This is a genomic window from Streptomyces sp. NPDC002851 (assembly GCF_053591935.1).
Genome location: NZ_JBSFUT010000006.1, coordinates 86779 through 104671, shown reverse-complemented (window position 1 = coordinate 104671; position 17893 = coordinate 86779). Strand labels below are relative to the sequence as shown.

Genomic DNA, 17893 nt, shown 5'->3' with positions numbered 1-17893 from the left:
GAGCAAAGGATCGAAGGAGATCGGATGAGGTCACCGCACCACCCCGTCGCCGCCAGGGCCCTCGTCGGCCCTGTCCCGCCCGTCGGTGTCGCCGCCCTCGCCACCCCCGTCACCCCCGTCACCCCCGTCACCCCCGTCACCCCCGTCACCGAACCGTTCCGGCCGGAACGGCCCCATGTCCAGGCCTGGTTCCCGTCCCGTCACCAGGTCCGCGACGATCCGTCCGGTCGCCGGAGCGAGTCCGATCCCCGCCCCCTCGTGACCGCACGCATGGAACAGGCCCGGCCTCCGTGGGTCAGGACCGATCGCGGGCAGGTGGTCGGGCAGGTAGGGGCGGAATCCTGCGTACGTCCGCATGGCCCGCACCGTGGCGAGCACCGGGAAGAGTCGTACCGCCTGCTCGGCCAGGCGTCGCAGCACCGCCACGGAGAGGGTGCGGTCGAAGCCGACACGCTCCCGGCTCGCGCCGATCAGGACCGGTCCGGCCTGGGTGCCCTCGACGACGGCGGAGGTCTGCAAGGCCGCGGAGTCACTCGCCACGTCGGCGACGTAGTCCGCGGCGTACACCTTGCGTCGCACCACGCGCGGCAGCGGCTCGGTGACCAGGACGAAGCCCCGCCGAGGTCGCACCGGCAGCACCACACCCGCGATCCGGGCCAGCTCGCCGCCCCACGCCCCGGCGGCGTTCACGACGTACGCGGCATGAAGGTCGCCGGAAGACGTCCGCACGCCCCGCACTTCGCCACCCGTGCCGGTGAGGAAGCCGGTCACTTCCGCACCGAGCCGCAGCCGCACCCGGGAACCGGCGGCGCGCAGCAAGTGGGCGGCGGCCAGGGCGGGTTGCACCTGGGCGTCCTGCGGGTAGTGGACGCCTCCCGCGAGACCGGGAGCGAGATGCGGTTCCAGGTCGGCGAGACCGTCGTCCGGCACATGCTCCACCGTGACCCCGGCCCTCGCCTGCCGCCCCGCGAAGTCCCGCAGCGCGGTCATGCCCTCTTCGCCGGAGGCGACGACGAGGCCGCCCTTCGTCTCGTACTCGATCTCCCGCGGCAGCTCGTCGGCCAGCTCGCGCCACAACTTCGTGGAGAGCAGGGCCAGTTCGAGCTCGGGTCCGGGCTCCTTGTCGGAGACAAGGAGATTCCCCTCGCCCGCGCCCGTAGTACCGCCTGCCACAGGGCCGCGGTCGACCACGGAGACGGTCAGGCCGGAGCAGGCCGCGTAGTACGCACAGGCGGCGCCGACCACGCCCGCCCCGACGACGATGAGATCCGAAGAATTCCTCGTGGGCACGCGCAGTAATATTTCACATGGCACTGATGTTGCCAAGGGATCAGCAGGGGGAGATCAGTGCAGGGAGATCAGCGCCAGTTCGGCGGGCCGGAAAGCTCAGCCCGCCGCAGCGAGGACCAGCGGAAGAACCTGTTCGCTCCCGGCCTGACGCAGCAGGCGGGCGGCGACCGCGAGGGTCCAGCCGGAGTCCGTGTAGTCGTCCACGAGCAGGACGGGGCCCGGAGAGCCCGCCAGGGCACTGGCCAGTTCCTCGGAGACGGTGAAGGCGCCGGACAGCGCCCTGAGGCGTTGGGCGGAGTTGCTGCGGCGTGCCGCGTGCGCGCCGTTCGGACCGGTGTACGTCAGGGTCCCCAGAAAGGGGAGGCGGCCGACGGTCGCGATGCCCTGGGCGAGGGAGCCCACCAGTTGCGGACGGGTCAGGGACGGCACCGCGACGATGCCCACCGGTCGGGCGGACGCGTCCGGGGCGTCCGTCGCCCAGCCGCCCGGGGAGCGTGCCCAGTCGGCGAGGACCGCGACCGCGGCCCGCAGGACCTCGTCGGGGACCGGGCCGTCGGGGGCATTCTCCGCCAGCAGCGGGCGCAGCCGGTTACCCCAGCCGATGTCCGAGAGCCGTCCCAGAGCGCGCCCGGTGGAGCACTGCTCCTTGGCCGGGATGCGCCCCTTGAGGTCGATGCCGAGCGCGGGCATCCCCGTCGGCCACATCCGGCGCGGCTCCACCTCCATGCCCGGGCGGTCCAGCTCCTTCGCCGCACCTCTCAGCGTCTCCTCCGAGACCGAGGAATCGGCCCACGCGCCCGCGCAGTTGTCGCAACGGCCGCACGGGGTGGCGCCCTCGTCGTCCAGCTGCTGGCGCAGGAACTCCATCCGGCACTGCGACGTGCTCACGTAATCGCGCATCGCCTGCTGCTCGGTGGCCCGCTGCCGCGCCACCCAGGCGTACCGCTCGGCGTCGTACACCCAGTCGGCTCCCGTGGCCGTCCAGCCGCCCTTGACCCGCTTGACCGCGCCGTCGACGTCAAGGACCTTCAGCATCGTCTCGAGCCGACTGCGCCGAAGGTCCACCGACGCCTCCAGAGCGGGTACGGAGAGCGGGCGTCCCGCTTCGGCGAGGGTCGAGAGGGTCTGGCGTACCTGCGCCTCGGGCGGGAAGGCGGTGTCGGCGAAGTAGCGCCAGATGGCCTCGTCCTCCCTGCCCGGCAGCAGCAGGACCTCCGCGTGCTCGACGCCACGCCCGGCGCGGCCGACCTGCTGGTAGTAGGCGATCGGCGAGGACGGCGAGCCGAGATGAAGCACGAAGCCCAGGTCCGGCTTGTCGAAGCCCATGCCGAGGGCCGAGGTCGCGACCAGCGCCTTGACCCGGTTCTCCAGGAGGTCGGTCTCGGCCTGAAGCCGGTCCGCGTTCTCCGTACGCCCGGTGTAGGAGGCCACTCGGAAGCCGCGTTGGCGCAGGTAGGCGGTGGCCTCCTCGGCCGCGGCCACCGTCAGCGTGTAGATGATCCCGGAGCCCGGCAGCTCGTCCAGATGCTCGGCCAGCCAGGCCAACCGGTGGGCGGCGTCCGGCAGTTGGACGACGCCGAGGCGCAGGCTCTCCCGGTCCAGCGGACCGCGCAGCACCAGGGCCTCGCCGGTGCCGGTGCCCAACTGCTCGGCCACATCTGCCGTGACCCGCGCGTTGGCGGTCGCGGTGGTGGCGAGCACCGGCACGCCGGGGGCGAGGTCGGCGAGCATCGCGCGCAACCGGCGGTAGTCCGGCCGGAAGTCATGGCCCCAGTCGGAGATGCAGTGCGCCTCGTCGACCACGAGCAGACCGGTCTCGGCCGCGAGCTTGGGCAGCAACTGCTCACGGAAATCCACCGAATTGAGGCGTTCCGGACTCACGAGGAGAACGTCGGTCTCGCCGCGCTCGACCTCGTCGTGGATGGTGTCCCACTCCTCCGGGTTGGCCGAGTTGATGGTGCGCGCCTTGATCCCGGCCCGCGCCGCCGACTCGACCTGGTTACGCATCAGCGCGAGGAGCGGCGAGACGATCACGGTGGGGCCCGATCCACGTCGGCGCAGCAGTGCGGTGGCGACGAAGTACACCGCCGACTTGCCCCACCCGGTGCGCTGCACCACCAGCGCGCGCCGCCGCTCCTCCACCAGAGCCGCGACGGCCTGCCACTGGTCCTCCCGCAACCGCGCCGAACCCCCCGGATCACCGACGAGCTCGGCAAGGATGGCGTCGGCTTCGGCTCGGAGCTCCTGATGGTCCATGGCCCCATGCAACCCGATGAAGAGGACCGTCGGCGAATTCACTCAGCGTGACGCTCGTGACGCTTTCAGTGGACGGCTGGCCCGAGGGCCAACTGCTCGTTGCCTGGGGCCAGTACGGCAGCGAGAATTGGAACCGCTCCCGTGCAGCCGGTCCGTGGTGCGGCTCCGCCGTGCCGCGGCGCGCTTCCAGTCCGACCCGCCCGCAGGTGTGGGCGCGTAGCCGAAGGGAGGACCGTGACCTTCGGATTCGCTCCGTCCGCCGCGACATCGATGCCGGGGGCATCGAAACGCGCACAGATGTCCGCCGACGCCACCAATCAGCTGGCCCGTCAACTCGAACCCTCGGAATGGGCCGCTGCGGGCATACCCCTGCTCCGCGACCCACGCGAGGTCGTCAGGGGGCTGCACCACCGGCATCTGCCGGAGCCGGAGACCGCCGTCGTCGCCGTGCTCGACCAGGACGAGCGGCTACGGGCGAGCGCCTCGTTCGTGCGGCGCCCGGGCGGCGCGGACGGCTGGGTCTACCGCAACGCGCTCCTCGCCCAGCTCCGCCGGGTCATCCCGCATGACCTGCGCCGCCGCTCCCCGGTCCGTACGGCGGTACTGCTGTACTGCCGTGAAAGCGAGGCCGCTTGGACCCCGGACGACGGCGCGTGGATGTGGGGACTGCGGGACGCGTGCACCCTGCACGGGCTGCGCTGCGGCGCGTACATCACGCTGACCCGCGACGGCTGGCAGGTCCTCGGCGAGGACCGCAACGGCCGCCACCCACGCACGGGCGCGAAGCCGTGGCAGCCGCTCAACGGCGTGGAGCTGCCGCGGTCCCGGGACCATCGCAGCGCCGCGGGCCCGGCAAGCCCGGCAAGCTCAGATGCCTCTTCGGTATGTACGGGTACGGGGGTGGCGGGCGCAGCGGACGCGGCGGCGGGCACATCGGACGCCGCGGCCGTGTCACACCGGACGGCGGCGCGTTAGAGCCCGTTCTTCCCGATCTTCGTGGTTCTGCCCGCGCCCGCCGCGGAGCGGCTGATGAATGCCGTTGGTGCGTGCTGTCGGCGTGCCGGGCGAAGTGCTGTTCACTCGATGGCCCGGGCGTACGTGGGGCTTCGGCCGGTGCGGCGAGAGTGTACCCGCCGCGCCAGCGGCTGATGCCACGGCGGCGTCGCGGGCCCGCGAAGATCGAAGGTGACGGGCCCTAGGCCAGGCCGAACCGCCACGGACACGCAGTCCCCGCACCGCGCGCACACCGGCAACCCGTGCGGCGTACGCACACACCGAACAGCGCTCAAGTCGCACGCGCACACCGACCGTCACCGGCAGGCCTCACGGCGTACGCCCAGGTCAAAGCCGCACACCGAGCTCTGACCCCAGCCGTCGTACCCCGAGCCGCACCCGCGGCCCGGGGTCTCAGACTCCCGCGCCGAGCGCCGAGTTGATGCGCTGCGGGTCGCCGCAGACGATCAGCAGGGCACCGGCCCGGCTGAGGGCCAGCGGCAGCGCGGTGGCCGCGTCGGCGTCGGAGCCGCCGTTGACGGCGACGACGACCACGGGCCGGGACTCGGCGCGCCCGGCGTCGGTCGCGGCGGCGTAGAACACGTCGTCGCGCGCGTCGTGCTGGGCCCAGTAGGAGGCCTCGCCGAAGGACCTTTCGTGCGCGGCCCACGGGTGCGGCTCGCCGGTGCTGATCACCAGGACCTCGCCGGGCGCGCGGCCACTGTCGAGCAGCAGGTCGACGGCCTCGTCGGCGGCGTCGAGCGCGCCTTCCGCGGAGGCCGGGATCAGCTGGATCTGCGGCGTGGCAGGCGCGTCGGACGCGGCGGGCGCGGCCGGAGCAGCGGGCTTACCCGAAGTCGCAGGCGTACCAGGACCCTTGGCGTTGGTCTTGGCCTGGGCCGGCGACGGGCCGGGCGGTGCGGTCTTGGCCGACTCACGCGTGGTGCGCTGGGCGGGCGGCGTGGGCCGGGCGGGCCCCGGCCGCCCCGGTCGCGCCGGGGCTGCGGGGCGGGGGCCGGGAACGGGACGGGGGGTCGGCGCGGTGCGGCCGCTGGCGGGCGTAGCGCGGGGACCCTGGGCGCTCTCGTGAATCTGAGGCTCCTCGGGAATGAGAGGCATGGGTGGTTGTCTATCAAACGCCGGTGCGGACCGCACCAGCGGGTGGCACATGAGTACGACCGGCAATGGTGTCAGAAATCGAAGCCGAGTTGCCCCTCGATTTTCTCAACACCATTTCCGAACACCGGGACCCGGTTCTTCTTGAGGTGCCGCCACTTGGGCAGCCCGTCGAGATAGGACCAGGAGAGCCGGTGGTACGGGGTCGGACCCCGCTCCTCAAGTGCCGCCTTGTGCACCGGTGAGGGATACCCCGCGTTGGCGCCGAAGGCGAAGTCGGCGTGCTCGGCGCCCAGTTCGGCCATCATCGCGTCCCGCCGGACCTTGGCGATCACCGAGGCCGCGGCGACCACGACACAGGACTGGTCCCCCTTGATGACCGTGCGGACCTTCCAGGGGGCACCGAGATAGTCGTACTTACCATCGAGGATCACCGCGTCCGGACGGACGGGCAGCTCCTCCAGCGCACGCACCGCGGCAAGGCGCAGCGCCGCCGTCATACCGACCTTGTCGATCTCCTCTGGCGAGGCATGACCGAGCGCGTAGGCGGTGACCCACTTGGTGAGGACTTCACACAGCTCTTCCCGCCGCTTCACGGTGAGCAGCTTGGAGTCGGTGAGCCCTTCCGGCGGCCGGCGCAGTCCGGTGACCGCCGCGCAGACGGTGACCGGGCCCGCCCAGGCGCCGCGTCCCACCTCGTCGACACCGGCGACGATCTTCGCTCCGGTGGTCGCCCGCAGGGAGCGTTCGACAGTGTGCGTGGGTGCTTTGTACGGCATGGCGCCTGACAGATTACGCCGCCAGGGGCACGCTGCGACACCCCGGCCCGGAACTTGCCGTTCCGCCCAGTTGGGCACGGCGTCCGATCCGGCTCAGTAGCACCACCACTGGCCGGAGGCCGGCTGCGGGAGCCAGGTGTAGACGCCCCCTTCGGCGGGGCCGCGGCGGGACACGGACTTCACGGCGTCGGGCCGGTAGGTGGCGATGCGCTCGATCCGTCCCCGGCCGTCACTGCCCTCGAGGACGATCTCCCCCGAGGGGGCGCGGCCCGCCGCCTCGGCCTCGACCTCGATGTCCCGCCCGTCGGCCAGCTCGAGCCTGAATACGGCCATCACACTCTTCCTTCTCGTCCAGACCTCTCGGGGCTTCCTCTACGAGGTCACCCGGGCGCTGCCGCGGAGCCGTTCAGCAAGCGCGGTGCCGCTCCCGAGCAGTGGACGAGGCGAACACTCCACCACGGCCCGGGACCAGCATGCGGAAGCAGGCCGACACCGTCGGCGAGCAGCGCCACTCTAACGCAGCGGTAGATTTCGTACGCAAGTCTCGCTGCCGAACTCCGAGCCATACGCCGAACTCAAGCACGACTTGAGCCGGTCACACAGGAAGATGAGCTTCCGAAAACTTTGACGTTACGTGAGAGTGCTGGGCAGAGGTCGATGACCGCGTAGTCGGTGGACGGAGTGTCGGGGGTCGCGGAGAGTCGCAGACGGCGCGGAGGGTCGGAGACGGTTACGGAGGGGGTCGGGGAATCGCAGGCGGTCAGTCAGCGGTGCCCGGAACCCAGTCGGGCAGGGACTCGGTCCGCTCCTGCCAGGCGGCGGGCGGCGCTCCGTCGGCACCGGCGGCCACCACTCCGCCCACGATGGCGCAGGTGGTGTCCATGTCCCCGCCCACCTGGGCGGTGGTCCAGATGGCCCGCTCGAAGTCGCCGAGCCCCCGGGCGGCCGACCACAGCGCGAACGGCACCGTGTCATGCGCCGTGCTGCGCCGACCGCAGCCGAGCACCGCGGCGACCGTGGTCGCGTCGTCGTAGTCGAGCATGTCGCGGGCCCGGCGCAGCCCGGCGCCGACTGCGCTGCGCGGCACGAGGGCGATCACCCCGTCGAGCAGCGCCGCGGGGGTGGGTGGACCCGCCGAGTCCGCCGCGAGTGCCGCCGCGGCGGCCACCGCCATGGCGCCCACGACCGCCTCGCGATGCTGATGCGTGGGGTACGCGGAGATCTCCGCCTGGTGCGTGGCCTGCTCCGGGTCGTCGGCGTACCAGGCGCCGAGCGGTGCGATCCGCATGGCCGCGCCGTTACCCCAGGAGCCCTGGCCCTTGAACAGCCCGGCGGACAGCTCGCGCCAGTCGCCGCCCTCCCTGAACAGCCGGAGCAGTCGGCTCACCGCGGGACCGTAGCCCCGGTCGTCGCTCTGGTGCTCCGCGAAGGACCGGGCGAGCGCGTCCTGCTCGACGCGCCCGTGCCCGACGAGAACGGCGAGCACGGAGCAGGCCATTTCGGTGTCATCGGTCCAGGGCCAGGGCCCGGGCGGCAGCTCCCGCCGCTTGAGCAGGGGATAGTGCGCGGGGATGAAGAACTGGGCGCCGAGGGCGTCCCCTACCGCGAGGCCACGCAGGCCGGCCAGAGCACGCTCGAGGCGCCGTTCGGAAGCGGAGTCAGCGATCATCGCCCTGCCACTCTATCGGGTGTCCCGTCCGACCCGCCGGACACGCGGGCCACCCCGCGCCTCCTAAGTCCCGTCCGTTCACGCTTCGCACCTCTCCTCTCGCGCCCTCGCCGCTCGTCTCTCACCTTCATCTCCCACCCCGCATCTCTCACCCCGCATCGCCCACCTCTCATCTCTCGTTCCTCATCTCTCGGCTCTCACCTCTCAAGTCGTACGGCTCGGGCTCGCGCCACCGCTCGAAGGGGCGGTCGAGGGTGTACCGCCCGTCCTCGCCGAGCACCAGCATCCGTATCTCGGCGTTGCCCGGGTTGGACAGCGCCTCGAATTCGGCGACCGACCAGTGGAACCACCGCATGCAGAACAGCCGCATGGTCAGTCCGTGGGTGACCAGGAGGACGTTCGGCGGGTGGTCCGGCGCCTCGAAGCTGCGGTAGAGGCTCTCCAGGAACGCACCCACCCGGTCGTACACGTCGGCACCCGACTCGCCCTGGGCGAAGCGGTAGAAGAAGTGGCCGTACGCGTCCCGGTACGCCTTCTGCAGTCGTACGTCGTCCCGGTCCTGCCAGTTGCCCCAGTCCTGCTCCCGCAGCCGCGGCTCCTCCCGCACCCGGATGCGGTCGGGGTCAAGGCCGAAGGCGGCCAGGGTCTCCAGGGTGCGTCGGTAGGGCGAGACATAGACACTGATGCCCTCGTCCCCGAAGAGCGCGCGCAGCCGCTGACCTGCGTCTTCCGCCTGCCGCCGACCGGTCTCGGTGAGCCTCAGCGCATGGTCGGGTTCGCGTTCGTACACCGTGTCATCGACATTGCCCTCCGACTCGCCGTGCCGGACGAGGACGATGCGCCGAGGTCGTGCCATGCCGAAACCCTAGATGGGCTTATCCGACCGTGGTCAGCCGACGAGGTGCCCGCCCTCCATCCGGCGTATCCGCCCGGTGAAGCGGCTGCGCAGCAGGCGGTCGTGCGAGACCACGACGAGCGCGCCCGTCCACTGCTCCAGGGCCTCCTCCAGTTCCTCCACCAGGGACAGGGCCAGGTGGTTGGCCGGTTCGTCGAGCAGCAGCAGGTCGGCGGGCCGGGCCAGGAGGCGGGCCAGACCGAGGCGGCGGCGCTGCCCGGCGGAGAGCGAGCCGACAGGGACGTGCAGGTCGCGAGGGCGGAACAGGCCGTAGGAGAGCAGCAGTTCTGCCTGCTCCTCCTCCGTGAGTGGGAGTCCGCGCCCGAAGGTCTGGAGCACCCGCTCCGCGGGGCGGCTCACCGGGATTTCCTGGGCGAGGTAGCCGACGGCGCCGCGCCGGAGCACAGTGCCCTCGTCCGGTGCGAGGACGCCCGCCATGATGCGCAGCAGGGTCGACTTGCCCGCTCCGTTTCCCCCGTGGATCAGTAACCGCTCCCCCGCGGCGACCTTCAGCTCGTCGACGGTGAGCCGGTCGGCGACCCGCACGTCCCGCAGGGTCACCAGCTCCGACTCGGCGGCCCCCGCCACCGGGTGGGCCCGGAAGGTCAGCGGCTCCGGTGGGCGGGGGACGGCGTTCTCTCGGAGGCGGCGGAGCCGTTCCTGTGCGTTCCGGATCCGGCCCGAGACCGACGACTGGACGCGGGCGCCCGCCCGGTCGTACGCCATCTTGTTGTTGTCCTTGATGCCGCGCCCGGCGGCGACGCCGTGCGCGGTGGTGCGGGCGAACTCCTCGAGCCGGGCCGTCTCCTCGGACCACTCCGCGTACGCCTGCTCCCAGCGTTGGCGCGCGGCGAGCTGCTCGGCGCGGTAGCCCGCGTACCCGCCGCCGTACCGCACGACCGTGCGGCGGTCGGCGACCACGTCGAGGATGGCCGTGGCGACGCGTTCGAGGAACGTACGGTCGTGGGAGACCGCGATCACCGTGCCCGTGTGGGCGAGCAGGGCCTCCTCCAGCCAGTCGAGCGCGGACTCGTCCAGGTGGTTGGTCGGCTCGTCGAGCAGCATCACCTCGGGCGCCGCCGCGATGAGGCAGGCCAGTCCGAGCCGGGCCTGCTCGCCGCCGGACAGGCTGCCGAGCACGCGGTGCCGCCCTGTGTCACCGATCCCGAGTCCGTGCAGCGCCTTGTCCACGCGCGCGTCGGCCTCGTACCCGCCGCGCAGTTCGAAGGCGGTGAGCAGGTCGCCGTACTCGCTCAGCTCGGCCTCGTCGCCCGCGCCGAGGCTTTCCTCGAGGTGGCGCAACCTCTGCTCCATGGAGCGGAGTTCGGTGAGGGCGGCGTCGATCGCGTCGCCGACGGTCCGGTCCTGCGGCAGTTGCGGGGTCTGGGCGTGCAGCCCCGCGCCCTGGTCGGCCTGGAGCACGACCTCGCCCTCGTCGGGCCGTTCGGATCCGGCGAGGAGCTGGAGCAGCGTCGACTTGCCCGCGCCGTTCTCCCCGACGACCCCTATGCGTTCGCCCGGGCGGACCGTCAGGGACACGCCGTCGAGGAGCAGCCGGTCGCCGCGCGACTTGGTCACGCCACGAAGAGAGATCTGAGTGGGCAAGGACGCCTCCGATCACCGTGCCCGCCACCGGGCCTGCACCGCCAAGGATCCATTCAAATGCAACTCCTGGTGCATTAACGTTGAGTGTGGCACACTCGGAGCCACTAACGCAACGGGAGTAGCAATTGCCTTCGAAGAATCTGAAGAGCCCGAGGCGCCCGGCGCCCGCGCAACACGAGCCGACCGACCAGCCGGAACAGACGGAGCAGACCACCGCGTCCCCCGGCACCCTCCGCCCCGGCGGACGCACCGCCCGGACCCGCGCCGCGGTCCGCGACGCGGTGCTCACCGGCCTGGCCGAGTTCGGGTACCCCGGGCTGACGGTCGAGTATGTGGCGGAGCACTCGGGCGTCCATAAGACGACGCTGTACCGCCGCTGGGGCGGGCTCGAAGGGCTCGTGGCCGAGGCCCTGGACCAGGCCGGCGAGGACACCTGGGCAGCGCCCGATACGGGCAGCCTGGAAGGCGACCTGCGCGCCCTCGCGCGCGAGGTGGTGGAGAGCTTCGCGGACCCGGCCGCGGCAGCCGCACCCACGGCGTTCATCGCGGCGTCGTTCCAGTCCGAGCGGGCGGAGCACGCCCTGCGCGCCTTCTACACCGAGCGGTTCAGGCGCTGCGAAGAGGTCGTCGAGCGGGCGGTCGCCCGCGGCGAGGCGGACCCCGACACCGACGCGGGCACGGTCGTACGCGCCGTCTCCGCCCCGCTGTTCCTGCGACTCTTCGTCACCCACGAGCCGGTCGACCTCGCCCTCGCCGACCAGTCCGCCGCGGCCGCGCTCGCCGCGATCCGCTCCGGCGCCTTCGCCAGGACGGCGGCCTGAGCCGCACGCCCGGCAGCGCCGCGGGAGCCGGTCATGGCGGGCCGCTCACACCGTCCAGGACGGCTCCAATTGCACGACATCGCCCGCGAGGGCCGCGACATCGGCCTCTATCTGCGCGCGCAACGCGAGCCGTTCGACGCGCTCGGCGCGGTACTTGCCGTGCTCGGCCGCCGACTGCCACATGGAAAGGACCAGGAACTCATCACCGGGTGCCGCCCCGAACAGGCCGCGGACCATGCCCGGGGATCCGGCCATCGCCGGGTTCCACACCTTCTCCTGCATCAGTGCGAAGTGCTCGACCCTCTCCGCACGCACCCGGCAGTGCGCGACCCGCACCACGTCGACGCCGGTGAAGCGTGGCTCGAACCCGGTCTTCACGTCGAAGCGGTGGTCGAAGAGCTTGACCTGGCTGTCCTTGTACGTGCCGACCTGGGCGGCGTGCAGCCGGTCGTGGGAGCGCGCCATGAAGGAGTCGTAGAAGGCGCGGCTCTCCCAGAAGGCGAAAAGATGGACGACGTCCGGTCGTATCCTGCTCCACCCGCCGCCCTGTCCTCGGAACCCCGGCTCCCCCAGAAGCCCCGCCCACTTCCGCTGCCCCCGCTCGAACCGTTGGCGGTCCACAACCGTGCAGCGAATCCACTTGACCAGCACCGCGCCATCGTACGGTGCTGAGCATGGCGTCGGTCACGCTCCGGCACAGTGCCTCCGAACCGTCCCGAAAGAATCACCACTCCGTCCCGAACTCCCCCGCGCTGCACGATTGTCGGTGGGACGTCGTAGCGTAGTCATCGGACGTCGTCGCGTGACGTGTCCTCAACTCAGCGCCGAAAAGGGGGAATCCGGACGTGAGTACGTTCAACAAGGGACTCGGCAAGGTCGAGGTCGGGCTGCGGTGGGATCCGAGCCCGCTCGGCGCCCCGGACCACGACCTCGATCTGATCGCGGCGGCCTACACGGCCGACGCGCCGTACAACGAACCCGACTACGTGGTGCACTTCGACAGCCGGTCGCCGGACGGCACCATCACGCTGAACCGGGACAGCCGCACGGGCCAGGGCTTCGGCTACGACGAGGTCATGACCCTGGAGTTCGACCGGATCGCCGAGCGGTACACCCGCGTCGTCGTCGGCGCGGCCATTCAGCAGACCGAGGGACACCGGGTCTTCGGCGACATCGCCAACACCGGCGTGCGGATAGCCGAGGGCTATACGGAGCTGTCGACCAGCGACCTGACCGAGGTCGCGCGCTGCACGGCAGCCACGGTCGCGGAGTTCACCCGGGACGAGACCGGCGCGTGGGAACTGCACCCCTCGATCCGCGGCTTCGACGCCGCACCGGCGTCGTTCTTCGCCGAACTCGACCGGCTCGTCTGAGCAGACCGTCGCCGGATACGCCGAGGGGCGGCAAGCCGTCCGGCTCACCGCCCCTCGGGGACCTACTGGTTCACATCAGCTGCAGCCGCTGGTCGAACCGCAGCCCTCGCAGATGTAGCAGGAACCGGCCCGCTGCATCTTCGTACCGCAGGAGAAGCAGAGCGGCGCGTCGGCGTTGATGCCCAGCTGCATCTCGACGAGCTCGGCGGAGGTGTGCGCCTCCTTCGCGCTCGGCGTGCTCTCGGTGCGCGGCGTCGACACGGACTTCAGGAGTTCCTGGGCCCGCGGGGCGGACTGGGCCAGGCCCTCGACGTCCAGCTCATCGTCGGTCGGCTCGTAGGAGCCGGTCTCGAGGTGGCGCTGACGCTCCTCGGCGGAGTGGATGCCGAGCGCGGAACGGGTCTCGAAGGGCAGGAAGTCCAGCGCCAGGCGGCGGAAGATGTAGTCGACGATCGACTGCGCCATCCGCACGTCCGGGTCGTCCGTCATACCGGCCGGCTCGAAGCGCATGTTGGTGAACTTCGAGACGTACGTCTCCAGCGGGACGCCGTACTGCAGGCCCACGGAGACGGCGATGGAGAAGGCGTCCATCATGCCCGCGAGGGTCGAGCCCTGCTTGGACATCTTCAGGAAGACCTCGCCGAGTCCGTCGTCCGGGTAGGAGTTGGCGGTCATGTAGCCCTCGGCGCCGCCCACCGTGAAGGAGGTGGTGATGCCCGGGCGGCCCTTCGGGAGGCGCTTGCGGACCGGGCGGTACTCGACGACCTTCTCGACCGCCTCGCGGATCGTGTCCTCGGCCTTCTCCGTGATCTCGGTCTTCGCCGCCTCGTCGGTGGACGACCACTTCTTGGTGGAGAGCGGCTGACCGACCTTGCAGTTGTCGCGGTAGATGGCGAGCGCCTTGACGCCCAGCTTCCACGCCTCGAAGTAGACCTCTTCGACGTCCTCGACGGTGGCCGACTCGGGCAGGTTGACCGTCTTGGAGAGCGCGCCGGAGATCCAGGGCTGGATCGCGGCCATCATCCGGACGTGGCCCATCGCGGAGATGGAGCGCTCGCCCATGGCGCAGTCGAAGACCTCGTAGTGCTCCAGCTTGAGGCCGGGGGCGTCGATCACATTGCCGTGGTCGGCGATGTGGGCGACGATCGCCTCGACCTGCTCCGGCTGGTAGCCGAGACGGCGCAGCGCCTGCGGGACCGTGTTGTTCACGATCTGCATCGAGCCACCGCCGACCAGCTTCTTGAACTTGACCAGGGCCAGGTCGGGCTCGAGGCCGGTGGTGTCGCAGGACATCGCCAGACCGATGGTGCCGGTCGGGGCAATCACGGACGCCTGCGAGTTGCGGAAGCCGTGCTTGTCGCCGAGCCGGACCACGTCCTGCCAGGCCTCCGTGGCGGCGGCCCAGATCGGGGTGTCCAGGTCGTCCATGCGGACGGCCTTGGCGTTGGCGTCGGCGTGCTGCTTCATGACGCGCTTGTGCGGCTCGGCGTTGCGGGCATAGCCGTCGTACGGGCCGACCACGGCGGCGAGTTCGGCGGAGCGCTTGTACGACGTACCCGTCATCAGTGAGGTGATGGCGCCGGCGAGCGCACGGCCACCGTCGGAGTCGTAGGCGTGGCCGGTCGCCATGAGCAGGGCGCCGAGGTTGGCGTAGCCGATGCCGAGCTGGCGGAAGGCGCGGGTGTTCTCGCCGATCTTCTCGGTCGGGAAGTCCGCGAAGCAGATGGAGATGTCCATCGCGGTGATGACCAGCTCGACGACCTTGGCGAAGCGCTCGGCGTCGAAGGACTGGTTGCCCTCGCCGTCGTCCTTCAGGAACTTCATCAGGTTCAGCGAGGCCAGGTTGCAGGACGTGTTGTCCAGGTGCATGTACTCGCTGCACGGGTTCGAGCCGTTGATGCGGCCGGACTCCGGGCACGTGTGCCAGTGGTTGATGGTGTCGTCGTACTGGATACCGGGGTCGGCGCAGGCCCAGGCGGCCTCGGCCATCTTGCGGAAGAGCGACTTGGCGTCGACCTCCTCGATGACGTCACCGGTCATCCGGGCGCGCAGCCCGAACTTGCCGTCGGCCTCCACGGCCTTCATGAACTCGTCGTTCACGCGGACCGAGTTGTTGGCGTTCTGGTACTGGACGGACGTGATGTCGTCGCCGCCCAGGTCCATGTCGAAGCCCGCGTCGCGCAGGGCGCGGATCTTCTCCTCCTCCTTCACCTTGGTCTCGATGAAGGACTCGATGTCCGGGTGGTCGACGTCGAGGATGACCATCTTGGCCGCGCGGCGCGTGGCGCCACCCGACTTGATCGTTCCTGCAGAGGCGTCAGCACCGCGCATGAAGGAGACCGGCCCGGACGCGTTGCCGCCGGAGGAGAGCAGCTCCTTGGAGGAGCGGATACGGGAGAGGTTCAGGCCGGCTCCGGAGCCGCCCTTGAAGATCATGCCCTCTTCCTTGTACCAGTCGAGGATCGACTCCATGGAGTCGTCGACGGACAGGATGAAGCAGGCCGAGACCTGCTGCGGCTGGGGCGTGCCGACGTTGAACCACACCGGGGAGTTGAAGCTGAAGATCTGGTGCAGGAGGGCGTACGCCAGCTCGTGCTCGAAGATCTCGGCGTCCGCGGGCGAGGCGAAGTAGTTGTAGTCCTCACCGGCCTTGCGGTACGTCTTCACGATCCGGTCGATCAGCTGCTTCAGACCGGTCTCGCGCTGCGGGGTGCCGACGGCCCCGCGGAAGTACTTGCTGGTGACGATGTTGACCGCGTTCACCGACCAGAAGTCGGGGAACTCGACGCCACGCTGCTCGAAGTTGACCGAGCCGTCGCGCCAATTGGTCATGACGACGTCACGGCGCTCCCAGTTCACCTCGTCGTACGGATGCACGCCGGGGGTGGTGTGGATGCGCTCGATACGCAAGCCCTGTCGGGCAGCAGCAGCCTTGGCACCCTTGCGGGAACCTCGTGCCGGGCCGCTCGCCGTCTCTGTCATGCCGCCTCCCTGTATCGGGCTAAAACGCCCTGAAGTGCCCCGTTCTTCCCGTGGCACGGTGTGTGTCTGGTGTCGCGGACGCTGGTCGTGCCGTCCGTGACAGGTCTCGATCGCCGCCGACCGCCCGACCGCGTCGGTCCGGTCCGGTGCGCCCGTCAGTCGGCGGCGGTGGCGGGCACCGGGACCGCGCCGGCCCCCGTGGATCCGCGGTCGGCCACGCGGCCTTGGTCGTCCTCGCCAGGCGCGCAGTCGCGTTGCTCCCTGAGCTCGGCGATGGCGCTCTCGAAGTCCTCGAGCGAGTCGAACGCCCGGTACACGGACGCGAATCGCAGGTATGCGACGAGGTCTAGCTCCCGCAGCGGGCCGAGTATGGCCAGACCCACGTCGTGGGTGGTCAGCTCGGCACTGCCGGTGGCGCGCACCGCCTCCTCGACCCGCTGGCCGAGCTGGGCGAGAGCATCCTCGGTCACCGGTCGCCCCTGGCATGCCTTGCGCACGCCATTGATGACCTTGGTACGGCTGAAAGGTTCGGTCACCCCGCTGCGCTTGATCACCATCAGCGAGCAGGTCTCCACGGTCGTGAAACGACGGGAGCAGTCCGGGCACTGACGGCGCCGGCGGATCGACGTCCCGTCGTCGGTGGTGCGACTGTCGACGACGCGGCTGTCGGGGTGCCTGCAGAAGGGGCAGTGCATAGCTCCCAACCCTCCTTCACAGCACGACTGAATGGCTTCGTAAAGACACCCGGGCCACACCCGACTCCCTCGAAGCAGCCCCAAGCATAGGCGATGGCCGAGGCCCTCAACGACCCGGGACCCCACATCTGGGTGCCTGCGCCAATTCAACCACTAGATCTGGGGTTTGATGCCCTTCTCGACGCTGTAGCGTGTCGCCGACGCGGGCCGTCGCGGGCCGCCGGAGAGCGTACGCGAGAGAGGTGCACGCCTGGACCCTGGGAGGTCCGGGGAAGTACCCCCGGCGGGGTGCGAGGATGCAGCCGGAGAACGCCGCGGGAGACCCCGGGGAACGCCACGCGGACGTCCCGTGGAACATCGCACGGAGGGTGGGTGGCACACTGGAGGCGTCGCCGCAGGGCTCGATCCGACGGCGAAGAGTACCGCAATAAACCGAATTGCCATTCGTTCGACCCTCGCCTATACACCTGGACACATGATCGCGTCAGGTAATTCGCGGTTTTTCACTCGAACGTGTGTTTGGCGCAACCTTTCGAAAGCAACTACCGTTGTCCAGCTAGGGAGAACATCTCGAGAGGGGCCGCCGTGACCACCACCGCAGACAGTGCCACCATCACCGCCCAGGACCGCTCCCAGGGCCGACTCGAGGCGGTGCATGCCATGACTGACGCAGCCACGAACCCGGAGGGCCAGAAGCCCACACGCTCGCTGCCCGGCCGACCTCCGGGGATCAGGGCGGACAGCTCGGGGCTCACGGACCGGCAGCGTCGCGTCATCGAGGTCATTCGTGACTCGGTGCAGCGGCGCGGCTACCCGCCGTCCATGCGGGAGATCGGCCAGGCCGTGGGCCTGTCCAGCACGTCTTCGGTGGCCCACCAGCTGATGGCCCTGGAGCGCAAGGGCTTCCTGCGCCGGGACCCGCACCGGCCGCGGGCGTACGAGGTACGCGGCTCCGACCAGCCCAGCACCCAGGCCACCGACACCACCGGCAAGCCGGCGGCGTCCTACGTCCCGCTCGTCGGCCGGATCGCCGCAGGTGGCCCGATCCTCGCAGAGGAGTCGGTCGAGGACGTCTTCCCGCTCCCCCGGCAACTCGTGGGCGACGGCGAGCTCTTCGTGCTCAAGGTCGTGGGTGACTCGATGATCGACGCGGCGATCTGTGACGGCGACTGGGTCACCGTGCGCCGCCAGCCCGTCGCGGAGAACGGCGACATCGTGGCCGCCATGCTCGAGGGCGAGGCGACGGTGAAGCGGTTCAAGCGCGAGGACGGTCACGTCTGGCTGCTGCCGCACAACGCCGCGTACCAGCCGATCCCCGGTGACGAGGCGACGATCCTCGGCAAGGTGGTGGCAGTTCTGCGGCGGGTTTGAAGACCCCCACCGCCCCTGACCGGGCCCCGGGACCAACTGCGCCGGTTC

Annotated in this window: 15 protein-coding genes; 4 read left to right on the top strand and 11 right to left on the bottom strand. The window is 70.6% G+C overall.

Translation table 11 applies throughout. From position 1 onward, the window contains the following. Positions 1–30: 30 nt before the first annotated feature. Both ACWD10_RS08945 and ACWD10_RS08940 read right to left on the bottom strand, forming a co-directional pair. Positions 31–1290: an NAD(P)/FAD-dependent oxidoreductase gene (locus ACWD10_RS08945; RefSeq protein ID WP_451088517.1), complete on the bottom strand. Its 1260-nt coding sequence runs from the start codon at positions 1288–1290 to the stop codon at positions 31–33. A gap of 96 nt (positions 1291–1386) precedes the next feature. Beyond that, positions 1387–3546, bottom strand: a complete 2160-nt coding sequence (locus ACWD10_RS08940) for a RecQ family ATP-dependent DNA helicase (protein WP_451088515.1) — start codon at positions 3544–3546, stop codon at positions 1387–1389. Positions 3547–3780: 234 nt separating this feature from the next. Here ACWD10_RS08940 and ACWD10_RS08935 point away from each other — a divergent pair, with 234 nt between their 5' ends. Then, complete coding sequence (locus tag ACWD10_RS08935) at positions 3781–4521, top strand: hypothetical protein (protein ID WP_451088513.1); 741 nt, start codon at positions 3781–3783, stop codon at positions 4519–4521. A 432-nt stretch (positions 4522–4953) separates the two neighbouring features. On the opposite strand, the gene ACWD10_RS08930 is transcribed toward ACWD10_RS08935, so the two are convergent. The 6 genes from ACWD10_RS08930 to abc-f all read right to left on the bottom strand — a co-directional run bounded on the left by ACWD10_RS08930 (position 4954) and on the right by abc-f (position 10603). Next, complete coding sequence (locus tag ACWD10_RS08930; RefSeq protein WP_451088511.1) at positions 4954–5658, bottom strand: hypothetical protein; 705 nt, start codon at positions 5656–5658, stop codon at positions 4954–4956. A 71-nt stretch (positions 5659–5729) separates the two neighbouring features. Further along, the gene (locus ACWD10_RS08925; RefSeq protein WP_451088509.1) at positions 5730–6434 is read right to left on the bottom strand and encodes a ribonuclease HII; all 705 of its coding nucleotides are present in this window, start codon (positions 6432–6434) and stop codon (positions 5730–5732) included. 93 nt (positions 6435–6527) lie between these two features. Continuing rightward, the gene (locus ACWD10_RS08920; protein ID WP_451088507.1) at positions 6528–6767 is read right to left on the bottom strand and encodes a hypothetical protein; all 240 of its coding nucleotides are present in this window, start codon (positions 6765–6767) and stop codon (positions 6528–6530) included. A 427-nt stretch (positions 6768–7194) separates the two neighbouring features. Continuing rightward, positions 7195–8103: an ADP-ribosylglycohydrolase family protein gene (locus ACWD10_RS08915; RefSeq protein ID WP_451088505.1), complete on the bottom strand. Its 909-nt coding sequence runs from the start codon at positions 8101–8103 to the stop codon at positions 7195–7197. 169 nt (positions 8104–8272) lie between these two features. Then, a complete protein-coding gene (locus ACWD10_RS08910; protein ID WP_451088503.1) occupies positions 8273–8959 on the bottom strand; it encodes a histidine phosphatase family protein in 687 nt (228 codons plus the stop codon). Between the two features lie 33 nt (positions 8960–8992). Next, positions 8993–10603 (bottom strand): ribosomal protection-like ABC-F family protein, encoded by a 1611-nt coding sequence (gene abc-f, locus ACWD10_RS08905; RefSeq protein WP_451088501.1) that lies wholly within the window; start codon positions 10601–10603, stop codon positions 8993–8995. Positions 10604–10728: 125 nt separating this feature from the next. Between abc-f and ACWD10_RS08900 the strand changes: the two genes are divergently transcribed. After that, a complete protein-coding gene (locus tag ACWD10_RS08900) occupies positions 10729–11424 on the top strand; it encodes a TetR/AcrR family transcriptional regulator C-terminal ligand-binding domain-containing protein (protein WP_451088499.1) in 696 nt (231 codons plus the stop codon). A 45-nt stretch (positions 11425–11469) separates the two neighbouring features. On the opposite strand, the gene ACWD10_RS08895 is transcribed toward ACWD10_RS08900, so the two are convergent. After that, positions 11470–12075 (bottom strand): YdbC family protein, encoded by a 606-nt coding sequence (locus ACWD10_RS08895; RefSeq protein ID WP_451088497.1) that lies wholly within the window; start codon positions 12073–12075, stop codon positions 11470–11472. A gap of 194 nt (positions 12076–12269) precedes the next feature. Between ACWD10_RS08895 and ACWD10_RS08890 the strand changes: the two genes are divergently transcribed. After that, a complete protein-coding gene (locus ACWD10_RS08890) occupies positions 12270–12797 on the top strand; it encodes a TerD family protein (protein ID WP_451088495.1) in 528 nt (175 codons plus the stop codon). A 75-nt stretch (positions 12798–12872) separates the two neighbouring features. Here ACWD10_RS08890 and ACWD10_RS08885 read toward each other — a convergent pair whose 3' ends face one another. Together ACWD10_RS08885 and nrdR are read right to left on the bottom strand one after the other, a co-directional pair. Further along, positions 12873–15779, bottom strand: a complete 2907-nt coding sequence (locus tag ACWD10_RS08885; protein ID WP_451088493.1) for a vitamin B12-dependent ribonucleotide reductase — start codon at positions 15777–15779, stop codon at positions 12873–12875. Between the two features lie 155 nt (positions 15780–15934). Then, a complete protein-coding gene (nrdR, locus tag ACWD10_RS08880; protein ID WP_451088491.1) occupies positions 15935–16474 on the bottom strand; it encodes a transcriptional regulator NrdR in 540 nt (179 codons plus the stop codon). A gap of 585 nt (positions 16475–17059) precedes the next feature. On the opposite strand from nrdR, the gene lexA reads away from it, so the two are divergent. Further along, entirely contained in the window at positions 17060–17845 is a 786-nt protein-coding gene (lexA, locus tag ACWD10_RS08875; RefSeq protein WP_451088489.1) for a transcriptional repressor LexA, read from the top strand. Positions 17846–17893: the final 48 nt, after the last annotated feature.